This window comes from Rhizobium sp. NFR03 (assembly GCF_900111275.1).
Lineage (GTDB): Bacteria > Pseudomonadota > Alphaproteobacteria > Rhizobiales > Rhizobiaceae > Ferranicluibacter.
The window spans coordinates 695,679-720,485 of the sequence record NZ_FOGR01000003.1 but is presented as its reverse complement, the minus strand read 5'-3'; the positions used below and the strand labels follow the sequence as shown (position 1 = coordinate 720,485).

Here is a 24,807-nt window from a genome sequence, read left to right as displayed (position 1 = left end):
AAACGGCGCATCATCGATGCTGCTTCTCCCCGCCGTCTTGACAGACGACCCGCTTCGCCCTCCGATACCATCAGGAGGAGGTTTCGATGTCCGCAAGGAAACGTGCTTCCATGTCCGAAATTCCGTCCGCATCATCTCCCGCATCGCCGCGCGCAAAACAGCGGCGGATGTCGCTCACGCCGGAGCTGGTGGCGCTCTGCTACCGGGAGGAGGCCGATCCGGGGCTTAATCCGCGGTTCACGCCGATGGAGGACGAGGATTATCGGGCGCTGGCGCTGAAGCTCGATGCGCAGTCAGGCGGCGCGCCGCTCTGGGTCTTCGCTTATGGCTCGCTGATCTGGAAACCGGAATTCTGTTCTGTCGAAAGTCGCCGGGCCACAGCCTATGGCTGGCATCGTGCCTTCTCGCTGAAGATCGACCGCTGGCGCGGCTCGCGGGAGGCGCCCGGGCTGATGATGGCGCTGGAGCCGGGCGGGCGCTGCGACGGCGTCATCTACCGGCTTGAGGAGGGCGATCGCATCGCCCAGATCGAGCGCCTGTTGCGCCGTGAACTCTCCTCCCGCGAAACCATTTCCACCGTCCGCTGGATGCCGGTCCGCACGCCGGAAGGCCCGGTCAACGTGCTGGGTTTCTGGCTGGGATCGACCGGCCATGACGCTGTATCCCGCCTGCCGCTGGAAGAGGTCGCCCGGATCCTCGCCCGCGCCTGCGGTCATGTCGGCTCCTGCGCCGAATATCTCTACAACACCGTCCTTCACCTCGAAGCCGTCGGTATCCACGACCGCAACCTCTGGCGTCTTCAGGCCCTCGTCGCCGACGAAATCCGCCGTCTCCACGGCGATCATCCCGCCCCGCAAGCTCTTGGCGGAGAAACGAAGGCCAAGCTGGATGCAGTACCTGTCGTAAAGGTTACCGACCCGGTTTAGGACGGGTTCGGAAAACCTGTGTCCGGCGCTGCAACATAGCGCCAGGGCATGAAAAGGACGAAAAAAAAGCGGGACCCGAGAGCCCCGCTTTTCATGAAACCCAAGCCTGATCAGGCTGCCTTTTCGTAAAGCTCCAGGACGTAGTCCCAGTTGATCAGGTTGTCGATGAAGGCTTCGAGGTACTTCGGACGCGCATTGCGGTAGTCGATGTAGTAGGAGTGTTCCCACACGTCGACGCCAAGAACCGGGGTCGCGCCATGAACCAGCGGGTTTTCGCCGTTCGGGGTCTTGGCGATCTGCAGCTTGCCGTCCTTGACGGCGAGCCAGGCCCAGCCCGAGCCGAACTGGCCGACGCCGGCCGCGATGAAGTCGGCCCTGAACTTGTCATAGCCGCCGAGGTCGGACTTGATGGCCGCGTCGAGCTTGCCCGGCAGCGAGGTGCCGCCGCCGCCCTTCTTCATCCACTTCCAGAAGTGAAGGTGGTTGTAGTGCTGGCCGGCATTGTTGAAGAGCGGCTGGTTGGTGCCGTAGGACTTCTTGACGATCTCTTCGAGCGAGAGGTCGGCAAGGCCGGCTTCTTCCGCGAGCTTGTTGCCGGCCGTCACATAGGCCTGATGGTGCTTGTCGTGATGATATTCCAGCGTCTCGCGCGACATGAAGGGTGCAAGCGCATCGTAGTCATAGGGAAGCGGGGGAAGTTCGAAAGCCATGGCGGTTCTCCTCTTGGCATCGGAATTCATTCACGAAATCGTCAGGGGAACATAGGCACCCCGACCACGCGAGGCAACCGGCGTCACCGCTAAATTCACGGTCCCTTGCGAAATGGTTTTCTCCCGGGTGTCCTTCACGACTGCGTCATCGGACGGCGGATGCCACTGCGAACCCCCGGAACGCCGCTCTTCTGGCCTTCATTTCGCCCGTTTCTTAAGTCCCTGTTAAGACTTTCCAAACCCAAGGGAATCCTCCATGGCGCTTGGCGCTTCGCATCGATTGCAGGACGGCATCGAGGCCGTCGAAACCATGACGCGTTTCGCGTTGGCCGTGCTGGCGCTGGCCTCCGGCGTCTATACCTATCTCGGCGTCCGCTCGATCCTCGATGGCTCGGCGACCGCCGTGTTCTTCGCTGCGCTGATCTACTCCAGCGCCGTCTCCGTCGCGATCTATGCGTTCTGGAGCTACATGGCGCGGTTCTATCCGCATGTCACCGGCCGGGCCGGGCGCGGCGCGATGATCGGCGTCATGGCGCTCGGCTGTGCGATGATCATCGCCATGTCGAGCTGGCTGAATGCGGCAGCCCTTGCCGGCTCGGCGGCGCTGGAGCAGCATCTGGCGGAGACGCTGGAGGACTATACGGCCGATCTCGACAAGGCGCACCAGAATGCGCTGGCCGCACAGAGCCTGCTGCCGGACATCCAGCGGACGCAGGAGCGCTTCCAGCGGCTGGCCGATCAGGAGCGTGAAACCGGCGCGCTGACGGGCACCACGGGTGCCGGGAGCGTCGTGCAGCTGCTGTCGCAGATGGCAGCCCAGCTGACGGAACTTGAAAACGGCATCACCGCCTCGCGCGAGCGCGTCACCACCCTTTTCGACGATGGCCGCAAGCATCTGGAAACGATGCGAACGCTGGTCTCGGCCCCCGGCGCCATCGACCCGCGCGCCGACCAGTTCTCGGCCGAAGTCGTGGCGCTTTCGGGCGTCATCACCTCGCTGCAGCAGACCTCCATCGCACCCTCCGTCAAGCGCGCGGCGGAGGACCTGTCGCTCGGCTTCATCGCACCCATAGCGGATGGCGATGCGCCTGATCTTGCCGACCGGCAGGGCCGGGTGATGGAAACGATCCGCTCCTCCGTCGCGGCCCAATCCAAGGTGCTGTCGACCGCGGCAGACGAGATCCTTGCGCGTGAGCCGGTCGCGGATCGGCGCTTCGTGCCGCTTTCGTCGGCCGAGGCGGTTCTGCGCTATGCGTCGGATTTCATTCCGAGCTGGGCCGGCGCCATCTCGATCGACCTGCTGCCCGCCGTGCTCGTCTTCATGCTGTCCATCGTGCATGCGGCGCTGCGGCGGCAGGAGGAGACCATGCCGTTCGCGCAGCGCATCACCGCAGCCGAGCTTCTGGACGCGATCGAGGTGCAGCGGGCGCTTGCCCGGAGCGGCGTCGATATCGAGGCGATCGTGCGCGGTCAGTCTGTCGCGCCACCTTCCGAGACGTCGGAGCCCGCCTCCGTCGAACCGACCAACATCACCAGTCTCGATCTCGCCCCCAAGGGCCCGCCAAAGGCGCCGCGCTCGGGAGCGCCTGCATGAGCCTGACCGGGAACGCGGATGGATTGACGGGAGCGAAGGAGACGGCAGAGCCGGACAAGGCCCGCTCCGTTCTCGGTCGCCGCCCGGTGGAGGGCTTAGGTTTGCAGGGCCCCGGTTTGCAGGCCCAAGGTTTTGCAAGCCGCTACACATCAGTCGTTGAGCGTCTTTCCCGGCTGGATGACGGACAGATGATGCGGGCGTTTTTCTATGGCCTGCTGGCGACCGCTCTCGTCTTCGTGGTGATGGACTGGCGCACGATCAGTCAGGAGGCGGCCCTTGTCCCCGCCTATGACCCGGCAAGCCCGGCGAGCGAACCGGTGCTGCCGCCGGCGCTGACCACCGGCGAGCCGGAGGATGCGCCGGGCGATGTGAAGACCGACCCGGAAACCCTGAGGCAGGCCATCCGCTTCGAGCTGCAGCCCGGCGGCGTCATGCTGGCCAAGGGCGCCATCGATCCCGGTTCGGCCACGCGCTTTGCCGCCGAGATCGAGGCGCGCGGAGAATATGTGAAGGTGGTGCAGCTCGATTCGCCCGGCGGCTCCGTCAGCGACGCGCTTGCCATGTCGAAGCTGATCCGCGAGCGGCAGCTGAATACCGTCGTGGAAAAAGGCGCGCTGTGCGCGTCCTCCTGCCCCCTGCTGCTGGCGGGCGGGGTGGAGAGGACCGTGGCCGAGGGCGCCGTGGTCGGCGTTCACCAGATCTTCAATGGCACGCGTGAAAAGCTCTCGCCGGAAATGGCGATGTCGGAGGCCCAGCGCACCACCGCCACCATCACCCGCCACCTCGACGCCATGGGTATCAAGCCCGGCCTCTGGCAGCGCGCCATGGACACGCCCCCGGACCGGCTGGCCTATCTCAGCGTCAAGGATATGCGGGAGTTCGGGCTGACGACGGGGGCCGGGAAGGGTGCGCCCTGACGGCTGCGTCAGCGAGTTTGGCAGCCCCTCATCCGGCTGCCGCCACCTTCTCCCCGCAGGCGGGGCGAAGGAACCTGTGGCGCGGCTTCTGCCCCTATCGTCAACCTTCAAGAGACAAGCGAGCGCTCGCCCCATCTCCCTTCTCCCCGTGAGAACGGGGAAAAGGTGGCGGCAGCCGGATGAGGGGCTGCTCTACATGCGAGCCCCTCAGAAATCCGACCCGTTCCCGTGCGCCCAGTCCATGTAGACTTCCAGCGCCTTCTTGGCCACGGGGCCTTCCTGAAGGTGGCGGTCGTCGAGCCTGACGACGGGGACGATCTTTGAGTAGTTGCCGGAGGTGAAAATCTCGTCGGCGGACAGGAAGTCTTCCACGGTCAGCGTCATCTCCCGCACGTCGAGCCCGGCACGGCGCAGGAGGTTGAGCACGCGGGAGCGGGTGATGCCGGCGAGGAACGTGCCGTTGGCGAGCGGGGTGAAGACGACGCCGTCCTTGACCATGAAGATGTTGGAGGATGCGGTTTCCGCGACGTTGCCGTTCATGTCCCGCGCCAGTGCATTATCGAAGCCGCGAGCGCGGGCCTCGATGATCATTCGGCCGGAATTGGGATAAAGACCACCGGTCTTCGCCGTGGTGACCGCGACTTCCGCGCTCGGGCGGCGATAGGGCGAGACGGTCAGCGAGGACGGCTGGGCGGTGTTCATCGGCGCCTCGAACAGGCAGAGCGCGAAGCGCGTGGAGGCGGGGTCGGCGGCGACGACCGAGCCCGGCATGCCGTGTTCGGCCCAGTACATCGGCTTGATGTAGATGGCGGTCTGACCGTCGAACTTCTTGACGCCCTCCCAGGCAAGGCCTTCGATATCGTCCGACGCGACGACCGGCTCCAGCCCGAGCGCCAGCGCCGAGCGGTTGACGCGCTGGCAGTGCAGGTCGAGATCCGGCGCGATCCCATCGAACCAGCGGGCGCCGTCGAACACGGTGGTGCCGAGCCACATGGCGTGCGAGGTCGGCCCGATCAGCGGCGGGTTGCCCGTCACCCATTCGCCATCGACGAAGGTCCAGGTGGTGCTGCGCGGTGACGTATCGACGGCCATGATGTTCTCCTTGCTTGTCGTCCCGGGGTCTCGCCCTGACATTGAATGCCGTCCCGGGTCTGTTCGCGGGCGCCGACATTCTCGTCCTGTCTTGTCGCATAGCCGGAAAACGGAGAACAGGGGTGAATGGATCGTTCAAAAATTCTGATCGGCCGGTTTTGGGGGCTATGCCGGCCGGTCATGTTTGCGCTAGGCACATGGAAACACGAGCCCCAAACCTATCGGAGACCGCCATGCGCGCCATGTATTTCGACACGTTCGGGAAGACGCCAGAGATCCGCGATGTGGCGGACCCGACGCCCGGGGATGGCGGCGTGGTGATCAAGGTCGAGGCAACGGGGCTTTGCCGGAGCGACTGGCACGGCTGGATGGGCCATGACCCCGACATCCGCCTGCCGCACGTGCCGGGCCATGAGCTGGCGGGAACGGTGGTGGCCACGGGCCGCGGCGTCATGCGTTATAAGACGGGCGACCGCGTGACGGTGCCGTTCGTCTCCGGCTGCGGGCGCTGCTCCGAGTGCCACTCCGGCAATCAGCAGGTCTGCCCCAACCAGTTCCAGCCGGGCTTCACCCATTGGGGCTCGTTTGCCGAATATGTGGCCATCGACTTTGCCGACGAGAACCTCGTGCTCCTGCCCGACAGCATCGATGCGGCAACGGCGGCAAGCCTCGGCTGCCGGTTTGCGACCGCCTTCCGGGCGATCGTGGATCAGGGCCGCGTGCGCGGCGGCGAATGGGTGGCGGTGCATGGCGCCGGCGGTGTCGGGCTGTCCGCCGTCATGATCGCGTCCGCCATGGGCGCGAATGTGATCGCGATCGATATCGCCGATACCAAGCTGTCGTTTGCCCGGGAGATCGGCGCGGTTCAGACCATCGACGCCACGCAGACCGGCGATGTCGCCGAGGCCGTGCGCGAGATCACCGGCGGCGGGGCGCATCTCTCCATCGACGCGCTCGGCTCTCCCGTCACCTGCTTCAACTCGATCCGCAACCTGCGCCGGCGCGGTCGCCATGTGCAGGTGGGGCTGATGCTGGGCGACCATGCGGCACCGCAGATTCCCATGGCGCAGGTCATCGGGCAGGAGCTGGAGATCTATGGCAGCCACGGCATGCAGGCCTGGCGCTACGAGGCGATGCTGGCGCTGGTGGCATCGGGCAAGCTGAGCCCCCAGAAGCTGATCGGGCGGCATTTGTCGCTGGACGAGGCCGTGCCGGCGCTGACCACGATGGACACCGCCACCGACCTCGGCATCAGCGTCATCACGAGGTTCTGAACCGGCCCGCAGTTCCCGCTCCGGCGGGAACACTTTGCTCGATCCAGCTTCGGCTGATAAATTCGCGCACGGGGCACACAGAGAATCACGAGGTGGATCATGGCACGCGCAGCGCAGAAGCCGGACGAGGACGTCCTTTTTTCGCCGGTGCTGCTTCCCAATCCCGGCCATGCGAACGGCTGGCCGCTGGCGGTGATGGTCAGCTCGCAGACAGAGGCGCGGCACAACCGCGCCACCTGGGCGCCGACCCATCTCATTTCCATCCGCGCGCCGGAAACCAAGCTCCTGTCAATGATCGACCTGCCGGACGACCGGCACCTGCAGCTGATCTTCGGCGATACGATGGACCCCGAAGAGCGTGACGCTGCCCGGCCCCAGGCCATCACCGAGGCCTTCGCCTTCATCGACGGCCTGCCGGCCGACGCGCGTCTGCTCGTTCACTGCCTGCGCGGCATCGGCCGCTCCACGGCGCTGACGCTCGGCATTCTCGCGCGCTACATGGATCCGGACGACGCCGCCGCCGCCCTGCATGCCCTGCGGCCGGACGCCAAGCCGAACCGGCATGTCGTCGGCCTCTGCGATGCGGCGCTCGGGCTGAAGGGCAAGCTTGCCAAACAGGCGCTGCGCTTTCCCGCAAAGGTCTGGAAACCGGCAAAGGGGTAGATATGGCCTGGTCGGCGGCGCAATATGTGAAGTTCGAGGACGAGCGCACGCGACCCGCGCGCGATCTTCTGGCGCAGGTGCCGGACCTGCCGGAGGGTCCGCTGTTCGACATCGGCTGTGGTCCTGCCAATTCGACCGAACTGGTCGCCGGCCGGTTTGCGGGCGCCGAGCTGACCGGCGTCGATAGCGATGCCGACATGCTGACTGCGGCCCGGCAGCGCCTGCCGGAGGTGCCTTTCGTTCAGGGCGACCTGACGGACTGGCGCCCGGACAGACCGCCGGCGCTGCTCTTTGCCAATGCCGTGCTGCAATGGATGCCGGACCCGGCCGCCAGCATCACCCAGTTGGCCGGCATGCTGGTGCCCGGCGGCGTGCTGGCCGTGCAGATGCCTGATAATCTGGACGAGCCGACGCACCGTGCCATGCGCGAGATCGCCGCCGAACCGGAGTTTGCGCAGGCCTACGGTGCCGGCCTTCCGAACCGCGAGAGCCTTCCCGCACCGAGCCGGCTGATCGACCTTTTGTCGCCGCTCTGCGCCCGCGTCGATGTGTGGCATACGATCTATTATCACCGGCTCGAAGGAGCCGAGGCTATCGTAGAGTGGGTGAAGGGCACGGGCCTGCGGCCCTACCTCGCTCCGCTGTCCGGCGAGCTTCGTCAGAGGTTTCTCACGCGCTATCTGGAGCGCATCCGCGCCGCCTATCCACCCCTTGCCGACGGGCGCGTGCTTTTGCGCTTCCCCAGGCTGTTTCTGGTTGCGGTGCGCAATGAAAACGTGCCGGCGTAGGACGAAGGCCGACCGATTGAAATGCACGATGACGGGTCTCATACAGAATGTCAGCATGAAAAAGGCTGCTGAAACGCGAAAGGGCTTGCTTGCTTTGCCGCCCCGCTTCAAAACAGAAAAGCGCAATTCCCGGAATGCATCCTTATCCATGAACGCACGTCTCGCTCACTCCCTTTCTCCGCACGGCGCCTTGGCACCGGACGCGGCCATGTGCCGGGGAGTGTGAGGTCATGGGACAGTCCAAAGCGCCGCCGCCATCCGTCGTGCTGGTTGTCGAAGATGAGCCGCTGCTGCGGATGATGGCGGTCGATCTGATCGAGGACGCCGGCTTTACGGTCGTGGAGGCCAGCAGCGCCGACGAGGCCGTGCACCTTCTGGAAACGCGGCTCGACATCCGCATCGTCTTTACCGATATCGACATGCCCGGCAGCATGGACGGGCTGAAGCTCGCCGCCGCCATCCGCGACCGCTGGCCGCCGATCGAGATCATCATCACGTCAGGCGCCGTCACCAATGCCGCAGCCCAGCTGCCGGACCGCGCCGTGTTCTTCCCCAAGCCCTACGACCACTCCCGGCTGATCACGACACTGCAGGGCTTTGCGGACCTGCCGCCCTTGCCGGGGCTCTAGCCGACTGTCCCGCAGACGTGCGCAGCGCCGATATCGGCGCGATTATTCGATCGATTCCGACCTGTCATCGTCCCGTCATTTCCCATTGCTACGGCGCCCGTCATGACACAGAGCCCCGTTCTCCGCCTCGGCATCATCGCCGACCCGCAATATGCCGATGTCGATCCGAACCTCGTGCTCGACCGTCACTTCCGCCAGTCTCTCGGCAAGCTGGAGGAGGCGATCGACGTGTTCAACGGGCGGGAGCTCGATGCCGTCGTCACGCTCGGCGATCTGATCGACCGGGACTGGGAAAGCTTCGATCCGGCGCTGGCGGTCTATCGGCGTCTGCGGCACAAGGCTCTGTTCCTGCCCGGCAATCACGATTTCTCGGTAGCGGCGGAGCATCTGGGCGACGTGCATCGACGCCTCGGCATGCCCGCGCCGTACTACGATCTGCTGCTGGCCGGCCACCGGGTCGTCATCCTCGACGGCAGCGAGGTCAGCCTGTTCGCGGTGCCCGAAGGACATGCGCGGCGCGAGCAGGCGAAGGCCCGGCTGAAGGCGTTGACGGAGGAGGGCGCCGCCAACGCCCAGCGCTGGAACGGGGGCTTAAGCGAGGCGCAATTCGCCTGGCTCGGCGAGGTTCTGGACCATGCGCGCGACGACGGCGAGCCGGTCGTGATCCTCTGCCATTACCCCATCGCCCCGCAAAACGCGCACGACCTCTGGGACGCGCAGCGCCTGCTCGACATGCTGGCGACCTATCCGAACGTGCGCGCGTGGCTCTGCGGCCATAATCATGCCGGCAACGCCGTAACGTGCGATGGCACGCACTACGTCACCTTCAAGGGCATGGTGGATACGCCCGACCGCAACGCCTTCGCCGTGCTCAGTCTCTATGAAGACCGGCTGGACATCGAGGGCTTCGGGCGGGAGGAAAGCCGCGTTCTGAAGACGGAAAAGTAAGCGGGGACATCCGTCAACAGGTGGAATGGGCGGCTCTTCCCGCCGCAATCATGCCGTCTTTTACCGGCCTGTCTGGCGGAAGTGGCGCGGTTGCCACCCTGTCTGATACCCCGTCTGACAACCTGTCTGAAAGGAACACCGGTTTGCGTCGTCTCGCTCTCGCCTTCGCCCTGTTGATGGCATCCGCCTCTGCGTCTCTCGCAGCAAGCGATGTCGATGTCACCTGCACGATCATGCTCGACGCTGCCACGGGCAAGACGCTGATCGAGGAGGGCGATTGCGCCGCCCGCACGACGCCGGCCTCCACCTTCAAGATCCCGCTCGCGGTGATCGGCTACGATACCGGCTTCCTCAAGGATGCGGCGACGCCGGTGCTCTCTTATAACAAGGGCGACCCGGACTGGGGCGGCGCCAACTGGCTGCGCGATACCAGCCCGGCCGACTGGATGCGCTACTCCGTCGTCTGGTACTCCCAGCGCATCACGCGTGATCTTGGCCGGGAGACGCTGGAGCGGTATCTTCGCGGCTTCAAATATGGCAACGCCGATCTCTCCGGCGAGGCGGGCTTCGACAACGGCCTGGAGCGCGCCTGGATCGCCTCGTCGCTCGAGGTCTCCCCGCGTGAACAGGTCGCCTTCCTGCGCGGCCTCGTCAGCGGCACGCTGGCGGTCGGGCCCGAAGCACTTGAAAAGGCGAAGCGCATCGTGGAAAGCCGCGCCGTCGGTGACTGGACGATCCACGGCAAGACCGGCACCGCCTTTCCGCGCCGCGCCGACCGCAGCTTCGACTATGCGCATGGCTGGGGCTGGTATGTCGGCTGGGCGGAGCCAAATGCGGAAAAGGACAGGACCGTGGTCTTCGCCCGGCTGATCCGCACACGCGCGCGGACGAAGACCTCGCCCGGTGTTCTCACCCGTGATGCGCTGTTTGCGCAGTGGCCCGAACTGGCGAAAACCCTGCGCCCCTGACGCCTGTCGATTGCCTGTTCGCCGTTGGAATGTCGCGAAAATTTTACTTTCAACGCGACAGGAAGATGCCAAGATGCATGCGACAAAATGACCGGCTTCCCGATGGGAATCGGACGTTTCCGTCGCACACGCATTCGGGAACGGCGCACGCAACGGGCGTCGACACCAGAGGGGACGTTCATGAAACTGAGAACCATGTTTCTTGCCGCGGCGCTGGCCGGTCTTGCCGCAGGCGCGGTGACGGCGGCCGAGCCGCAAGAGGTGCGCGAAGGCCTGATGAAGAAGATCGGCGGCTCCATGGGCGCGCTCTCGGCTATCGCCAAGGGGCAGAAGCCTTACGATGCCGAGGTGGTCAAGACATCGCTGACCGCCATCAGCACCAGCATCAAGGCATTTCCGGATCAGTTTCCGGCGGGGTCGGACGCCAATTCCGAGGCCAGCCCGAAGATCTGGGAAAACAAGGGCGACTTCGACGCCAAGGCTGCAAGTCTCGGTGCCGATGCCGACATGCTGCTCGCGCAGCTTCCGGCGGACCCGGCAGCCGTCGGCGTGGCGCTCGGCAAGCTCGGCCCCCATTGCGGCGACTGTCATCAGGTCTACCGCATCAAGAAGTAAGCGGTAGACCCGGACAAGCTTCACTACGCTCCGGTAGAGACAGGCAATCCGCAAGCGCGGGAGGCCGGTCTTTACCAAGGCCACTCTTCACCGAGAGCGGCCTGTCTCTACGGATGTCGCCGACGGGCGGCCTCCGCTGAAGACCATGCCCTCCCATCACACCGGAACAGGTTCAGGGCAGGTCCTCGCCGCCTTGCGCCCTGACAACAAGGACCTGCCGCATGGCCCGTCGCGCGCGGAAATTCGTCTCGACCGTCCTCTTCCTCGGCGTCGTGGTTGCAGGCGGTGCCTGGTTCGTCACCAAGCCCGAACCGTGGCCGGCTGCGCATTGGGAAGGTCTCGGCGCGCCGGATGTCGCCAATGGCGAACAGGTGTTCTGGGCCGGCGGCTGCACCAGCTGTCATGCGGCGCCCGGCGCGGAGGGTGATGCCAAGCTGGTGCTGACAGGCGGCCTGCCGCTGAAAAGTCCGTTCGGCACCTTCCACGTGCCCAACATCTCGCCCGACGACACCGCCGGCATCGGCCGTTGGACGCTTGCCCAGTTCGGTGACGCCATGACGCGCGGCGTCGGCCCCGATGGCGAGCATCTGTACCCGTCTTTTCCCTATGGTTCCTACGCCCGGCTGACGCCGAAGGACGTCAACGACCTCTTCGGCTATATCAGGACGCTGCCGAAGAGCCCCAATGTCGCGCCGCCGCACGAGCTCCCGTTTCCTTACGATATCCGGGCGTCGCTCGGTGGCTGGAAGCTGCTTTTCTACAGCGACAAGCCGCGTGTGCCTGTCGATCAGGCCAATGCGAAGCTGGTGCGCGGACAGTATCTCGTGGAAGGCCCCGGCCATTGCGGCGAGTGCCACACGCCACGCAACGCGCTCGGTGGGTTCGACCCCGATCTCTGGCTCGCCGGCGCGCCGAACCCGGAGGGTGAAGGCCAGATTCCCAACATCACCCCCGGCTCGAAAGCGATCGGCAACTGGACGGAAGCCGACATCGCCAACTACCTCGAATCCGGCTTCACCCCGGACTTCGACAGCGCCGGCGGCTCCATGGCCGAGGTCGTGCAGAACATCGCCAAACTCCCCGCCGCCGACCGGGAGGCGATCGCAGCCTATCTCAAGGCGGTGCCGGCGCGGTAGAGCTTGCAGATTATGCAAGCATTGGATAGGATGCGCTATGAACAACCGGCATCGCAAGATCCTGCTGTCTGTCTTTGCAGAGCCGGTGTCTGGCACGATTGCGTGGGCGGATATCGAGGCGCTTCGCATTGCTCTCGGCTGCGAGATTCTGGAAGGGTCGGGCTCCCGTGTGAGGTTCATCAGCGGGTCCGAGATCGAAAGCTTTCACCGACCGCATCCCGCCAAGGAAGCCAAGCGCTATCAGGTTCGGGCGGCGCGTGATTTTATAAAGCGCATTGGAGGTCAACCGTGAACGTCATGTCGTACAAAGGCTATTTCGCTCGCGTGGAATACGATGCGCAGGACGAGATCTTCTTCGGCCGTCTCGCCGGCATCACGGATGGCGTCGGTTTTCATGCGGATACGGTATCCGACCTGAAAGCGGCGTTTCATGAGGCCGTGGACGATTACGTCGAGACCTGCGCGAAGGCCGGCAGGGACCCGCAGAAGCCCTATTCCGGCCGCATGATGTTTCGCGTCGATCCCGAGATCCATGCCAAGGCTGCCCGTGCCGCAGCACTTTCCGGCAAGAGCCTCAACCAGTGGGCGGCCGACGTGCTGGCGGAGGCTGCGACGGACGATGCATGAGGGAAGGGTGACAATGGGGCTGGATATGAACGGGCGGACAACCGATACCGACAAGCATGGTGAACCGGTCATGACCCAGATTGAGGCTCTTCAGGCGTTGCAGGACGCGGTCAAGGGACTGAATACGGGGGACGTGCTGGTGTCCGAAGAGTTGATCGCCGAACGCCGTGCCGAAGCCGCAGCCGAGGAGCGGGACGACCTTTGACGCAGCGCCGTTGCGCGCCACGCCTATGGTCGAAGCGGGTTCGGCATGGATGCCTGTCTCGCGCGGGTCATGATGGGCGAAACATACGCCATCATGACCGACCGGCGCTGGAGAAGCCCACCCTCACCGCAAAGCCTGCACATACCGCATCCCCGTCACCGGGCCGGGCGTGAAGTCCTGCTGCTCGTAGAACCGGTGCGCCTTGATATTGCCGGTGGCGGCGCTGACGGAGAGGTAGGCGCAGCCGGCGCGGCGGGCTTCTTCGCGGGCCTTTGCCACGAGATGCCGGCCGATGCCGGTGCCGCGATGGGCATCGCTTACGAAGAGATGGTGCAGGTCCATGCCGCGCACGCCGAGTTGCGCCCTGTAGAGGGGGACGAGAATGGCGTAGCCGATCAACACGCCGCCGGCTTCGGCCACGAGCGCGGTGATCCACGGCACGGGGCCGAACAGGTCACGCTCCAGCGTGTCCGCGTCGAGCGGTGCGGCGTCGCCATGATGGGCGGCAAGGTCGGTGATCATGCCGCAGAGTGCGGGGATGTCGCCGGCCCGCGCGGAGCGGATGGTCACCAGCGGCGCACGGCTGGGGGTGGTGTCAGGCTGCGCGTCCAGCCCTTCGGGATGGCGCAATACGGCGTGAGCCGGAGGTACGGCCGACGTCGTGGCAGGCGGAGAAGACAAGGTGGGCATCGAATATTCCTGAAGCTGATCCGCCCCAGGCACCATTCAAAACAAAAGCCGCCTGGCGGCGGCTTGTTGAACGTGATCAGACAGCCGCATCTATGAATGCAGCGTAAAATACCAGCGGGCACGGGTTGCGGTCGTGATCATGTGCAATTCATGATCCCTTTTGCGAGCCCTGTCAACCGGTCGGCTTTCTCACCTGGTAGCATATCTCACCGTGCCGGAACCAGCCGCTCTTCCAGCGGCTGCGCATGGTCGCCGTCGCACAGCCCGTGGTCGGACAGGGCGCGGATGACGTAGCAATCCTCCACCGTATGGCCGGCGCAATGGGAAACGATCCGCTCCAGTTCGTGCTCCAGCCGTTGCAGTTGCGCGATTTTCGCCCGCACGGCGGCAAGGTGCCCGGCGGCGATGGCATCGGCGCGGGCGCACGGCGTTTCCGGGTGGTCGCTGAGATCGATCAGGTCACGGATCGCCTCGATCGACAGGCCGAGATCGCGCCCGTGGCGGATGAAGGCGAGACGATCCAGCGCCTTCTTTTCATAGCGCCGCTGGTTGCCTTCGGTCCGCTCCGCCGGCGCGATCAGTCCGGCCTGCTCGTAGTAGCGGATGGTGGGCACCTTCACGCCGGTGCGCCGCGACAGATCGCCGATGGAATACATGGGTTGTTCTCCGTGCGGCACAGTGCGGCCGCCTGACCGAGAGATAAGGGCCGGCAGGCAGGCTTTCCACCGTTACAGCCTGCGCAATCGCCCCGATCTTCAATCCTCCTGGATCTGGCTGTTGTGCCGCGTGTCGCGCATCCTGACATAGACGATCAGCGACAGCGCGATCATGATCGTGACATACCAGAAGAACCAGTTCTCGTGGCCCATCTGCTTGAACTTCAGCGCCACGAACTCGGCCGTGCCGCCGAAGATCGTGTTGGCCAGCGCATAGGGCAGGGCGACGCCGAGCGCGCGGATATGCGCGGGAAACAGCTCCGCCTTCACCACGGCATTGATGGAGGTATAGCCGGTGACGATCAGCAGGCCCGCCATGACGAGGAAGAAGGCGGTCATGGCATCCGTTGTGCCGGAAAGGGCCGAGAAGATCGGATAGGTGAAGAGCGTGCCGAGAATGCCGAAGACCACCATCAGCGGCTTTCGCCCCACTTTGTCGGAGAGCATTCCCGCCAGCGGCTGGCACAGCATGAAGACGAACAGCGCTGCCGTGGTGATCTCGGTCGCGGCCTCCTTGGAGAAGCCGGATGTGTTGACGAGGAACTTCTGGAGATAGGTCGTATAGGCATAGAAGGCGAGCGTGCCGCCGGCCGTCAGCGCCAGCACCATCAGCGCCTCGCGCGGGTAATGCTTGAAGAGCGCGAAGCCGCTGGATTTCGGCGGTGCCGCATCTGTGGTTCCCGAAGCATTGCCGGCATTGCTTGCATGGGCCGCGTTGTGGAAGGATTGCGTTTCGGCAAGCCCGCGGCGGATGTAGAACACGGCAATGGCCAGTACGCCGCCGATGAAGAACGGAATGCGCCAGCCCCAGGCGGAAAGTTCCTCCGGCGTCAGCAGCCGCTGCAGGACCAGCAGCACCATCAGGGCAACCAGCTGTCCGGAAATCAGCGTGACATACTGAAAGCTGGAGAAGAATCCGCGCCGGTTGCGCCCCGCCATTTCCGAGAGATAGGTCGCGCTCGCGCCATACTCGCCACCGACGCTGATGCCCTGCAACAGCCGGGCGAGCACGAGCAGCGCGGGCGCTGCTATGCCGATCGTCGCATAGCCGGGTGTCACCGCGATCATCAGCGAACCCAGGCACATCAGCGTCACCGACAAGGTCAGCCCGGCCTTGCGCCCCTTGCGGTCGGCATAGATGCCCATGAACCAGGCGCCGATGGGCCGCATCAGGAACCCGACCGCAAATACCGCAGCCGCACTGAGAAGCTCGGCCGTCTGGTTGCCCGAGGGAAAGAACACCGGCGCGAAATAGAGGGTGAAAGCGGAATAGACATACCAGTCATACCACTCGACAAGATTGCCCGCCGAACCGCCGATGATGGACTTGAGGCGCGTGCGCTGGTCGGGTGCTGCCGGCGATGGTGTGGAAAGCGATGGCGTAGAAAGGGAAGAGGTCATGAATGCGTCCGTTCATTGCGTCTGAAACTTTCTCCGCAAACTGAGCGGTACGGCGAAAGCTCCGGCTCTTTGTTCTTGTTCGCAGCGTGCGACGGCAAGCGTGCGCGCCGTTGCGAAAGGCATGAGGCCTACAGCGCCATGCGTCATGTCGGACGCATTCGGCCTCGCTGTAACCCTTTATAGCGGCTGCGTCATTTATCCTGAGGTCGATCCCGATTGAAGGCGTGGTGCAGTAGAATTGCGATCTGCCGGGTAAGGCCCGAGCGACTGTCAGGGGTCCGATCGGCAAGCGATCCGACGGCAGACGGCGGCTGGAGAGCGACAGGTCGCTGGGCCTGACATATCCTCCGTGGCGCGTCGCTGCAACCTCTCGGCTACTCCTCAATCTGGCCCTCCCTCGGTCTGTTCCCCCGCTGCTCTTGCGCCTCTGCCCCGATGCGCACCACCGTGTCTCCGGGCTCAATCATGCCCGTGCGGTGGGTAATCGCGATGACGTGGGATCTCTGGAGGTGGGTGGAGGGGGCAAGGAGGACCGTTTTCCCACAGACCAGACACGAGCAAAGGCACGGCAGAATAAAAAAATACTGTAATTTAGAATAACCGTAGATTGCCGTTGCGGGTTTTAATACAATGTCTTTCACCTGATGTCTGCATGACGGTTGACGTCAGAAGCCGCAGGGCACTGCGGCGACATGAGGCGTTCGTCATTCTTGGATCTGGCTCATCATGATCATTAAGGAGGGAAAAATGCTCCGTTTAACACCATTCATTGCAGCATTCGTGGTGACGCTGGCCCCAGTCGTCACGAAGGCGGCGGTCGAGTCTGATCTGCCCGCAAATGGATCTCTAGACCGCGCAGCTGTCGCCCACCTCATTCAAGGGATTACGACAGAGTTGCGCGCAGGCTATGTTCTGCAGACGGAAGGTGAGAAAGCAGCAGAGGTCCTGGAGGGAGCGCTCGCCGCAAAGGCTTATGACAAGATAGCCGATACCGATGCGTTCGCTTCGAAATTGACAACCCAACTGCAAGACCTGACAGGCGACAGTCATGTTCGCGTGATTGCCGGGTCCCCGTTCGCCCAGCCAACGCCGTCCTCGGTGCCGCCGTCGCCAGATCTCCTCGCGAGCCGGCTCGACACGAAGACCGGATATATCAAACTGAAACGATTTCCTCCACCTGAGGATTTCAAGCCGGCCATCGACAAAGCGATGCATGACCTCGTGGATACATCGGCAATGATCATCGACATAAGGGGCAACGGCGGTGGTCACCCTGCTTCTGTCGCCTACCTCGCAAGTTTCTTTCTTCCAGCGGGTATGCCTGTTCACCTGAACGACCTGATCTGGCGCAATCGTGGAACATCGACGTTCAGAACGGAGCAATTCTGGAGTTCCGCGACCCCGGTGACCTACATCGACAAGCCAGTCTACGTGCTCGTCAGCTCAAAGACATATTCCGCTGCGGAAGAGTTTGCCTACGACATGCAGGTTCTGCGGCGCGCAACGATCGTCGGGGAAGGGACCCGTGGGGGAGCGAACCCGGGTGGCCTGAACGACTTGGGTTTCGGTGTCTTCGTCGTGATCCCGACCGGTAAGGCAAGAAACCCCATGACGAAGACAAATTGGGGTGGAACCGGTGTGCAGCCGGACATCCGCGTCGCTGCGGATCTCGCGCAAGAAACTGCCGTAGCTCTCGCCGATGAGCATTTACCCCGTCAGCGATAACAACCGTCAAAGCACCAAGGAGCATGCAGTGAATGTGTGAGTAGGAATTTGTGATCCTGTTGGACTACGAAAAAGCCCGGCACGCTTTCGCGGCCGGGCCTGATCGTCTCGCAATATCCAGCCGCTACTTCGGCAGGGTATAGGCGATGATGTAGTCGCCGGGCTTGGTTCCCACCGAGCCGTGGCCGCCGGCGACGATGACGACATATTGGGTGCCGTCGTCGGTGCTGTAGGTCATGGGGGTGGACTGGCCGCCGGCGGGCAGGCGGCCGCGCCAGAGTTCCTTGCCGGTCGTCAGGTCATAGGCGCGCAGGTAGTTGTCGACGGCTGCACCGAGGAAGGCGACGCCGCCCTTGGTGATCATCGGGCCGCCGATGCCGGGCACGCCGACCTTGAAGGGCAGGGGCAGCGGCGTCATGTCGTAGACGGTGCCGTTGCGGTGCTTGTAGGCGATCTCGCCGGTCTTCAGATCCACGCCCGCGACATAGCCCCATGGCGGTGCCTGGCAGGGAATGCCGAGCGGTCCGAGGAACGGTCCCATCAGCACGCCGTAGGGTGCGCCGTCATTGCGGTTCAGGCCCTGCTCGCTGCCCTTCTGGTCCTGTCCCTTTGGCGGGATCTGGTCACGCGGCACGAGCTGCGAGGTGAAGGCGAGGTAGGTCGGCATGCCGAACATCAGCTGCTTTTCCGGATCGACCGCGACGGAACCCCAGTTGAAGGTGCCGAAGTTGCCGGGATAGATCAGCGAGCCTTCGAGCGATGGCGGCGTGTACCGGCCCTCATATTTCAGCCGTTCGAATTCGATGCGGCAGGCCAGCTGGTCGAACATGCTGATGCCCCACATGTTCTTGTCCGTCAGGGGCGGCGGCGAGAACGTCAGGTCGGAGATCGGCTGCGTGGGCGACGTGAAGTCTTCCGGGATCGCGCCCGAGGGTGCTGGGATCTCCTTCACAGGAATGATCGGCTCGCCTGTGCGGCGGTCGAGCACGTAAAGATCGCCCTGTTTGGTCGGGCCGACGAGCGCCGGGCGACCGTCGATGTCGAGCAGCACGGGCTGGGCGGGAACGTCCATGTCCCAGAGGTCGTGATGCACGGTCTGGCGAACCCAGCGCAGCTGCCCGCTATTGATGTCGAGCGCGACGATGGAGGAGGAGAACCGCTCGACATTCTCGCTGCGGCCCATGCCCAGCTGGTCGGGAACCTGGTTGCCGAGCGGGATGTAGACGAGGCCGAGGGCTTCGTCATAGGAGAACACCGACCAGCTGTTCGGCGAGTTCGTCGTATAGTGCTGGCCCTCCGGCAGGGGCGTGGTGACGTCGGGGTTGCCTGAGTCCCAGTTCCAGACGAGCGCGCCCGTGTTGACGTCGAAGGCGCGGATAACGCCCGACTGTTCCTGCGTCGAATAGTTGTCGTTGACGGCGCCGCCGATGATGATCTTGTTTCCGGTGATCACGGGCGGCGAGGTGGAGTAGTAATAGCCGGCCGGCTGATAGCGCATGCCGGTCTCCAGATGCAGCGTGCCCTGATCGGCAAAGCCGGTGCAGACCTGACCCGTCTGGGCATCGAGTGCGATCAGGCGGGCATCCGAGGTCGGCAGGTAGACGCGGGTTGCGCAGGCGCTTCCCGGTGCGGCGGCGGCATCCTGATAATAGCTGACGCCGCGGCATGTCTGGTGCTGACGGTCCGGATTCATGCCGGAATTGCTGTCGAACTTCCACTTTTCCTTGCCGGTGGCGGCATCGATGGCGATCGCCCAGTTGTGCGGCGTGCAGACATAGAGCGTGTTGCCGATCTTCAGCGGGGTCACCTGATAGGTCGTCTCGCCCACGTCTTGCGGCAGCTTCACGTCGCCGGTCTGGTAGCGCCAGGCTTCCTTGAGGTCCGAGACGTTGGCCGAGGTGATCTGCGTCAGCGGCGAATAGCGCTGGCCATATTGCGTGCGTCCATACTGATGCCACTCGCCATCCGGCACATTGCCGCCAAGCGCAGGCGTCGCATTGGCAACCGTGGTCGGCAGCGCGCCTGCCTTGTCGAGCGGGTCCTGCGTCATCGAATAGACCGCGACCGCGACGGAGAGCACGACGGCAAGCCCGAGGGGCCAGCCGCTGGCGCGGTAGACATGGCCCGTGGGGCTGGTGAAGCCGAGGGGCTTGCGGATGGAAGGGAGCAGCAGCCAGAGGCCGAGCACGATGACGACACCGCCGCGCGGGCCAAGCTGCCACCAGTCGAAACCGACTTCCCAAAGCGCCCAGGCGAGCGTGGCGACGATGAACACCGCATAAACGGTGAGCGCCGATGACCTGTGGCGCGAGAGCAGAACGGCGGTTGCCAGAAAGGCCAGACCGGCCAGCACATAGTACCAGCTGCCGCCGAGAACGGCGAGCCAGGCGCCGAAGCCGGTCAGCCCCAGTCCTATCAGCGCAAAAAGGACAGACGTAAAGATGATCATGGAAGAGACTCCTGGCGCCACGACATGCGCCCCGTCAGTATCGATATCAGAACGCCGCACGCGTTAGGTAGTGCACTGCGGTCGCCCTAAAACGTTGAAAATACCGCATCATGTCATCTCCGCTGCGATCGCGGCTCAAGACATCACGCAGTCGAAGCCCGATCGAGATCCGGACTCCGTTATGGCGAAATTAGGGCAAGTTTCGCATGGGTCAATGTCGCAGTGCACAATCCGCGGCCTCGGGTCGGCCAGCGTACGGTTATGACGGAGATGGGTGCCTCTCGAAAAGCAGGCGAGGATGATCGCACCTACGACGTTCGCGGCTTGATCCCGGCTTTCACAGCCTTCACCCGCGCAGCCCGCTTTTCCGCTGCCTCGTGTCTCAAGCGGTCCGCAATTTCCTCTTGCTGCTCCGCCAGCTCTGCATGAAAAGCGGCGACCTTTGCCTGGTGGAGCCTGACAAGCAAGGTTCCCGGTGGATCGGTTTGAAAATGCCGGTGGTCGTTGATTTCCAGAAACGTCACGTGATCATCAAACTGCAGCAGAAAGAGAAGCTCGTTCGAACTTTGTGAGCCCAGATGAAGATGCATGATGCCCTCGCGCTCGAGAAGGGCGTCGTCTGTCGTATCCAGATCACGGCGGTAAGCCCATTTAGGAAGAGATGTACCGTTCTGGATCGCGAGAAGAATATCGAGGAAATTTTCCTAAAGATGGGGTTTTCCCCGGAAGTACAGATCAGGCCGAAAATGTGGAGACAGAACAATTTTGAGAGGTTTGGGCGCAATTCGGGAGTCCGTCTTTGCGCTCAGCATTCCCGGCTCATCTCACAGATCTAATTCGGTAGGAACGTCGACTTATCTTTTGAAGAAGAAAGCATGGGCCTCTTTACGCGTCATCTTGGGCAGAGCTTCACCTTCTTCTCTCTTCGCTTCCGCAACGATACGCGTAAGATGATCGATATGTGTTTCCTGCGCCTCGACGGGCCGCGGGCGGACTTTTACAGCCATTTCAGCACCTCATATGAGAAAAAACTTATAACATGCCGCAGCTTTCAGAGCAACAGCAGCAGCAGCCTGCCCCGCCTGTCACGTCCCGCAGAACGTCCGGAGCACTTCCTCGCCGGGGGCCGGAGGCTCGGCGAAAGTGGCCATGTCGGGCTGGTCGTCATAGGGGCGGGCGAGGACGCGCATCAGGGCGTCGAACAGCGAGAAATCCGCCTCCGTCTGCGCGAGCGCGATGGCCTGCTCGATCCGGTGGTTGCGGGGAATGAAGGCCGGGTTGACGGCGCGCATGGCCGCTGCGGTATCTGCAGAACTCCGCCCTTCGGTCTCCACGCGGCGACGCCAGCGATCGAGCCAGAGGCTGGTGCTGGAGGGGTTGCGGAACAGCGCGCTGAACGCGGTTTCCGCCGACGGGTCGGCCGCGAGATCCGCCAGCCGCCGGAAGGTCAGCGTGAAATCCGCTTCTTCCTGATGCATATGCGTCAACAGGTCCTGCACCAGATCGAGGTCGCCGTCCTGTTCTTCGGCGAGGCCGAGCTTTGCGCGCATGGCGGCAAGCCAGTGGTGCTGGAAGCGCTCGCCATAGAGCTTCAGCACGCCGTTCGCGGCGGTCACGGCAGCCTCTTCGTCCGTGTCGAGCAGCGGCAGCAGCGTTTCGGCAAGGCGCACAAGGTTCCACTGTCCGATGCCCGGCTGGGCGGCATAGGCATAGCGGCCGTTGCGGTCGATGGAGGAAAAGACCTTGGCAGGATCATAGGCGTCGAGGAAGGCGCAGGGGCCGAAATCGATGGTTTCGCCCGAGATCGCGACGTTGTCGGTGTTCATCACGCCATGAATGAAGCCGATCGAAAGCCAGCGGGCGATCAGCGATGCCTGCCGGTCGGCAAAGGCGGAGAGAAAGGCCAGATAAGGCCGGGGATCGTGCGCGATGTCAGGATAGTGCCGCTCGATGGCGTGGTCGGCAAGCCTCTTGACGGCAGCCTGATCGTCGCGCGCGGCGTGGAACTGGAACGTGCCGACCCGGATATGGCTGGCCGCCACCCGTGTCAGCACCGCGCCGGGCTGCACCGTTTCGCGGTAGACGGGCTCGCCGGTGACGACGGCTGCCAGCGCTCGCGTGGTCGGCAGACCCAGCGCGTGCATCGCCTCGCTGACGATATATTCCCGAAGCACGGGGCCGAGCGCCGCGCGGCCGTCGCCCCGGCGGGAATAGGGCGTGGGTCCGGCACCCTTCAGCTGGATGTCGCGGCGGCCTCCATGCCGGTCCACCACTTCACCAAGGAGAATGGCCCTGCCGTCGCCGAGCTGCGGGTTGAAGCCGCCGAACTGGTGACCGGAATAGGCCATGGCCAGCGGCTCGGCACCGGGAAGAATGGTGTTGCCGGAAAAGATGGCCGCGCCGTCGGCCTCCAGTGTCGCGACATCGAGACCGAGCTCTTCCGCAAGCGCACGATTGAAGCGGATCAGCACCGGGGCCTCGACCGGGGTGGGCGCGACGCGGGAAAAGAAGCTGTCCGGCAGCCGGGCATAGCTGTTGTCGAAGGGGATGGGCGGTGTCTGCGCCTGCGTCCTGTTCGTCGCCTCCATGATCGTCTCCGCTTCTTATCCGTTCGTCGTCGGCAGGTCCGAAGACCGGTCTTTCAACGATAGATAGGGTGAGCGGCACTGGCATGAAAGGTCCGGCATGAAAGGTCCGGCATGCGATGCCCGGCATGACGGGTATCAGGCCTCCTGCTCTCGCGGCGTCGTGCTTTCGGACGAAGCGCCGGATTCCTTGACGACGTCGTCTTCAAGGCCGAGCTGCCGTTTGATGGCCTCGGCGATCTCCGCCTCCAGCGCCTTGCGGTCCGCGGGATCCATCTGGGCCAGGTCTTCCTCCGAAAGGTTCCGGCCTTTGAGAATCTGCTCCCGAACCTTTTCTGCGGTCGATTTTCCTGCCCAGTCCATGAACGCGTCTCGGGTCGCTGCCTTGTCCGCCGCTTTGGCAGTCGCCGCCTGCGCGGCCTTCTCCGCGTCTGCGTCACGTTTTTCCAGCTTGTCGGCGCTGAGGGTCCAGAAGGCAGCGGAGAGATTGGTTATGGGATAACCCGTGAAAACGATTGCTTCGGCTTCGTCACTGGGGGCGGAGCGGTCCGTGCCGCCACCCGTATCCGGATTGCGCGCGTCCGGCCGCCCGACAGGCATCGACAGGGCGATCTGAGCCTGGTCGAAGCCTGCAGACTGCCGGCCCGAGGCTGGCCTGTAAGGCGTGTAGTGGCTATCGGCGATCTTCATGGCGGCGTCCCTTGAGAGAATAAGGATTCTCTAAAGAACGGATCCTGCGCGGAGCTTGCAACCGCCGGTGAGGTAGAACGCCGAAGTCCACGAAGAACAAGCTTACAGTTCTACGAAAGCCTCTCGCTTCAGCCGCTCCCGATCCGCCTCGAAGGTCAGGCTTTCCAGTCCGCGCGTCAGGCTGGCGACGGCAATCTCGCGGGCGATGGTGTGCAGGCGTCCGCCGGGCAGGCTGGCCAGCGCCCGCAGGCTCTTTTGCAGGCGGATGCCGATCTCGACGTTCCCGGCGCCGTCGCGCGCAATCGGCAGGAAGGCATCCTCGAACATATCGCGAAGTGCCAGAGGCGGGACGTGGACGCGTGGAAACTCCGGCACATCCCGCAGGCGATTTGCCGTTGGCTCCAGGGCGAGCACCTCCACCATCGTCGTCAGGACGTCGATTGCCGTGCCGGGATCGTTGACGGCCGGAGAAAGGGCGCGAGAGGCGATCTCCGCCAGCACGATCAGACCGAAACGGGGATCCTGTTCGAAGGTGCGGCGCGGGCCGATGGTCAGGGCGTCGAGAATGGCTTGCCGCACCTTGGGTTCGAGCTCGCCTGTCGCGCGCGTCCGAACGTAGATCATCGGCGTGCCGGGCGAGCAGAATGTGCCGGCACGCGCGACCAGATGCAGATCCAGATCGCCCGCTTCACCGAGCGCCTGCAATCGCGGCATATCGACATGCTGTAGATACCCGACCCCGGTGGGCGAAACCGGCGCGGCACCGGCCGGAAGAAGGCCCGCCGGTGCGCCGCCGAGCAGCGGATCCTCGAGATGGTCGCGCATGCCCGATATGGCCACTGTCTTCACCCGGTCGATGGTCTCGCTGATCCGGCCGAGGGTCGAGAGATGATCGATCCAGCGGAGCAGCGTCAGCACGATCACGGCGATCACACCGAGCGTGACGAGAAAGAGGACGAGCCGCCCGCCACCGCCATAAAGCCCGGCATGCAGCGCAATCAGGCCGACCAGCGAAAAAAGGAACGTGCCGAGAAATGTCGAGAGCGCCCGCTGGGCCGTGGTGTCCTCGAGCAGCAGGCTCGTTGCCCTCGGCGTCGCGCCGCTCGCAGCCGCCGCGCTGGCGGCAACCAGCGTCGACAGCGAGAAGGTGGTGACGGCGAGCATGCTGGAGGCGATGATGGTCAGAATCGGATCGACCGCATCCGCCCCGAAGGCCCGCGTCATGTCTTCGGGAATGAAGGGGCCGAGAACCACCGCGACCAGTGCCGTCGCCACGCCGGCCAGACAATAGAGCGTTGCCCGCACCCACAACCGCCGCGACAGCCGCACCACCTGCCAGAGACGCTTCGACCTGAGCATGACACCCCCGAACCGGACCGACCGGAATGGTGGCCATGGGAGGGGTTATAGGGCGCCGCGCTGTACTTTCGAGCCGGTGCATGTGCGTGTGCAGGGTGGC

26 protein-coding genes are annotated in these 24,807 nt (G+C 64.1%); 15 read left to right on the top strand and 11 right to left on the bottom strand.

The window, feature by feature from the left end:
• Nucleotides 1–110: 110 nt before the first annotated feature.
• Nucleotides 111–926, top strand: a complete 816-nt coding sequence (locus tag BSG19_RS13160; RefSeq protein WP_244529230.1) for a gamma-glutamylcyclotransferase — start codon at nucleotides 111–113, stop codon at nucleotides 924–926.
• 110 nt (nucleotides 927–1,036) lie between these two features.
• Here BSG19_RS13160 and BSG19_RS13155 read toward each other — a convergent pair whose 3' ends face one another.
• Entirely contained in the window at nucleotides 1,037–1,636 is a 600-nt protein-coding gene (locus BSG19_RS13155; RefSeq protein WP_092988411.1) for a superoxide dismutase, read from the bottom strand.
• 256 nt (nucleotides 1,637–1,892) lie between these two features.
• Between BSG19_RS13155 and BSG19_RS13150 the strand changes: the two genes are divergently transcribed.
• Together BSG19_RS13150 and BSG19_RS13145 are read left to right on the top strand one after the other, a co-directional pair.
• On the top strand, nucleotides 1,893–3,230 hold the full coding sequence (locus BSG19_RS13150) for a hypothetical protein (protein ID WP_139274765.1): 1,338 nt from the start codon (nucleotides 1,893–1,895) through the stop codon (nucleotides 3,228–3,230).
• A gap of 188 nt (nucleotides 3,231–3,418) precedes the next feature.
• A complete protein-coding gene (locus BSG19_RS13145) occupies nucleotides 3,419–4,147 on the top strand; it encodes a COG3904 family protein (RefSeq protein WP_170865967.1) in 729 nt (242 codons plus the stop codon).
• A 207-nt stretch (nucleotides 4,148–4,354) separates the two neighbouring features.
• On the opposite strand, the gene BSG19_RS13140 is transcribed toward BSG19_RS13145, so the two are convergent.
• Nucleotides 4,355–5,239, bottom strand: coding sequence for a branched-chain amino acid aminotransferase (locus BSG19_RS13140; protein ID WP_092988410.1), 885 nt, complete (start codon nucleotides 5,237–5,239; stop codon nucleotides 4,355–4,357).
• A gap of 233 nt (nucleotides 5,240–5,472) precedes the next feature.
• Here BSG19_RS13140 and BSG19_RS13135 point away from each other — a divergent pair, with 233 nt between their 5' ends.
• The 11 genes from BSG19_RS13135 to BSG19_RS26500 all read left to right on the top strand — a co-directional run bounded on the left by BSG19_RS13135 (nucleotide 5,473) and on the right by BSG19_RS26500 (nucleotide 13,092).
• On the top strand, nucleotides 5,473–6,513 hold the full coding sequence (locus BSG19_RS13135; protein WP_092988409.1) for a zinc-dependent alcohol dehydrogenase family protein: 1,041 nt from the start codon (nucleotides 5,473–5,475) through the stop codon (nucleotides 6,511–6,513).
• A 99-nt stretch (nucleotides 6,514–6,612) separates the two neighbouring features.
• Nucleotides 6,613–7,176, top strand: a complete 564-nt coding sequence (locus tag BSG19_RS13130; RefSeq protein ID WP_092988408.1) for a phosphatase — start codon at nucleotides 6,613–6,615, stop codon at nucleotides 7,174–7,176.
• A gap of 2 nt (nucleotides 7,177–7,178) precedes the next feature.
• Entirely contained in the window at nucleotides 7,179–7,964 is a 786-nt protein-coding gene (gene tam / locus BSG19_RS13125; RefSeq protein ID WP_092988407.1) for a trans-aconitate 2-methyltransferase, read from the top strand.
• A gap of 230 nt (nucleotides 7,965–8,194) precedes the next feature.
• Nucleotides 8,195–8,593 carry a response regulator gene (locus BSG19_RS13120; RefSeq protein ID WP_092988406.1) on the top strand — a complete coding sequence of 133 codons (399 nt, stop codon included), beginning with the start codon at nucleotides 8,195–8,197 and terminating at the stop codon, nucleotides 8,591–8,593.
• A 102-nt stretch (nucleotides 8,594–8,695) separates the two neighbouring features.
• Complete coding sequence (locus tag BSG19_RS13115) at nucleotides 8,696–9,541, top strand: metallophosphoesterase (RefSeq protein ID WP_092988405.1); 846 nt, start codon at nucleotides 8,696–8,698, stop codon at nucleotides 9,539–9,541.
• Nucleotides 9,542–9,684: 143 nt separating this feature from the next.
• A complete protein-coding gene (gene blaOXA, locus BSG19_RS13110) occupies nucleotides 9,685–10,509 on the top strand; it encodes a class D beta-lactamase (protein ID WP_244529229.1) in 825 nt (274 codons plus the stop codon).
• Nucleotides 10,510–10,689: 180 nt separating this feature from the next.
• A complete protein-coding gene (locus BSG19_RS13105) occupies nucleotides 10,690–11,124 on the top strand; it encodes a c-type cytochrome (protein WP_092988512.1) in 435 nt (144 codons plus the stop codon).
• 221 nt (nucleotides 11,125–11,345) lie between these two features.
• Complete coding sequence (locus BSG19_RS13100) at nucleotides 11,346–12,260, top strand: cytochrome c (RefSeq protein ID WP_092988404.1); 915 nt, start codon at nucleotides 11,346–11,348, stop codon at nucleotides 12,258–12,260.
• A 37-nt stretch (nucleotides 12,261–12,297) separates the two neighbouring features.
• Nucleotides 12,298–12,552, top strand: a complete 255-nt coding sequence (locus tag BSG19_RS13095; RefSeq protein WP_092988403.1) for a type II toxin-antitoxin system HicA family toxin — start codon at nucleotides 12,298–12,300, stop codon at nucleotides 12,550–12,552.
• The gene (locus BSG19_RS13090) at nucleotides 12,549–12,887 is read left to right on the top strand and encodes a type II toxin-antitoxin system HicB family antitoxin (protein WP_170865956.1); all 339 of its coding nucleotides are present in this window, start codon (nucleotides 12,549–12,551) and stop codon (nucleotides 12,885–12,887) included. The genes BSG19_RS13095 and BSG19_RS13090 overlap by 4 nt, the downstream gene beginning before the upstream one ends.
• 70 nt (nucleotides 12,888–12,957) lie before the next feature.
• Nucleotides 12,958–13,092: a hypothetical protein gene (locus BSG19_RS26500; RefSeq protein WP_280142405.1), complete on the top strand. Its 135-nt coding sequence runs from the start codon at nucleotides 12,958–12,960 to the stop codon at nucleotides 13,090–13,092.
• 123 nt (nucleotides 13,093–13,215) lie between these two features.
• Here the strand turns inward: BSG19_RS26500 and BSG19_RS13080 are convergent, their stop codons facing one another.
• The 3 genes from BSG19_RS13080 to BSG19_RS13070 all read right to left on the bottom strand — a co-directional run bounded on the left by BSG19_RS13080 (nucleotide 13,216) and on the right by BSG19_RS13070 (nucleotide 15,899).
• Nucleotides 13,216–13,782 carry a GNAT family N-acetyltransferase gene (locus tag BSG19_RS13080; RefSeq protein ID WP_092988401.1) on the bottom strand — a complete coding sequence of 189 codons (567 nt, stop codon included), beginning with the start codon at nucleotides 13,780–13,782 and terminating at the stop codon, nucleotides 13,216–13,218.
• A gap of 206 nt (nucleotides 13,783–13,988) precedes the next feature.
• Nucleotides 13,989–14,438: a MerR family transcriptional regulator gene (locus BSG19_RS13075; protein WP_092988400.1), complete on the bottom strand. Its 450-nt coding sequence runs from the start codon at nucleotides 14,436–14,438 to the stop codon at nucleotides 13,989–13,991.
• A 99-nt stretch (nucleotides 14,439–14,537) separates the two neighbouring features.
• Nucleotides 14,538–15,899 carry an MFS transporter gene (locus BSG19_RS13070; RefSeq protein WP_092988399.1) on the bottom strand — a complete coding sequence of 454 codons (1,362 nt, stop codon included), beginning with the start codon at nucleotides 15,897–15,899 and terminating at the stop codon, nucleotides 14,538–14,540.
• Nucleotides 15,900–16,625: 726 nt separating this feature from the next.
• Here BSG19_RS13070 and BSG19_RS13060 point away from each other — a divergent pair.
• Nucleotides 16,626–17,624, top strand: a complete 999-nt coding sequence (locus BSG19_RS13060) for a S41 family peptidase (protein WP_244529228.1) — start codon at nucleotides 16,626–16,628, stop codon at nucleotides 17,622–17,624.
• A 124-nt stretch (nucleotides 17,625–17,748) separates the two neighbouring features.
• On the opposite strand, the gene BSG19_RS13055 is transcribed toward BSG19_RS13060, so the two are convergent.
• The 6 genes from BSG19_RS13055 to BSG19_RS13030 all read right to left on the bottom strand — a co-directional run bounded on the left by BSG19_RS13055 (nucleotide 17,749) and on the right by BSG19_RS13030 (nucleotide 24,707).
• Complete coding sequence (locus tag BSG19_RS13055; protein WP_092988396.1) at nucleotides 17,749–20,073, bottom strand: glucose/quinate/shikimate family membrane-bound PQQ-dependent dehydrogenase; 2,325 nt, start codon at nucleotides 20,071–20,073, stop codon at nucleotides 17,749–17,751.
• A 308-nt stretch (nucleotides 20,074–20,381) separates the two neighbouring features.
• Nucleotides 20,382–20,663: a hypothetical protein gene (locus tag BSG19_RS13050; protein WP_092988395.1), complete on the bottom strand. Its 282-nt coding sequence runs from the start codon at nucleotides 20,661–20,663 to the stop codon at nucleotides 20,382–20,384.
• A gap of 264 nt (nucleotides 20,664–20,927) precedes the next feature.
• Nucleotides 20,928–21,080: a hypothetical protein gene (locus BSG19_RS26085; RefSeq protein ID WP_170865955.1), complete on the bottom strand. Its 153-nt coding sequence runs from the start codon at nucleotides 21,078–21,080 to the stop codon at nucleotides 20,928–20,930.
• Between the two features lie 78 nt (nucleotides 21,081–21,158).
• On the bottom strand, nucleotides 21,159–22,661 hold the full coding sequence (locus BSG19_RS13040) for a protein adenylyltransferase SelO (protein ID WP_092988393.1): 1,503 nt from the start codon (nucleotides 22,659–22,661) through the stop codon (nucleotides 21,159–21,161).
• A gap of 135 nt (nucleotides 22,662–22,796) precedes the next feature.
• A complete protein-coding gene (locus BSG19_RS13035) occupies nucleotides 22,797–23,348 on the bottom strand; it encodes a hypothetical protein (RefSeq protein ID WP_092988392.1) in 552 nt (183 codons plus the stop codon).
• Nucleotides 23,349–23,450: 102 nt separating this feature from the next.
• Nucleotides 23,451–24,707: a DUF2254 domain-containing protein gene (locus BSG19_RS13030; protein WP_092988391.1), complete on the bottom strand. Its 1,257-nt coding sequence runs from the start codon at nucleotides 24,705–24,707 to the stop codon at nucleotides 23,451–23,453.
• Between the last annotated feature and the right edge of the window lie 100 nt (nucleotides 24,708–24,807).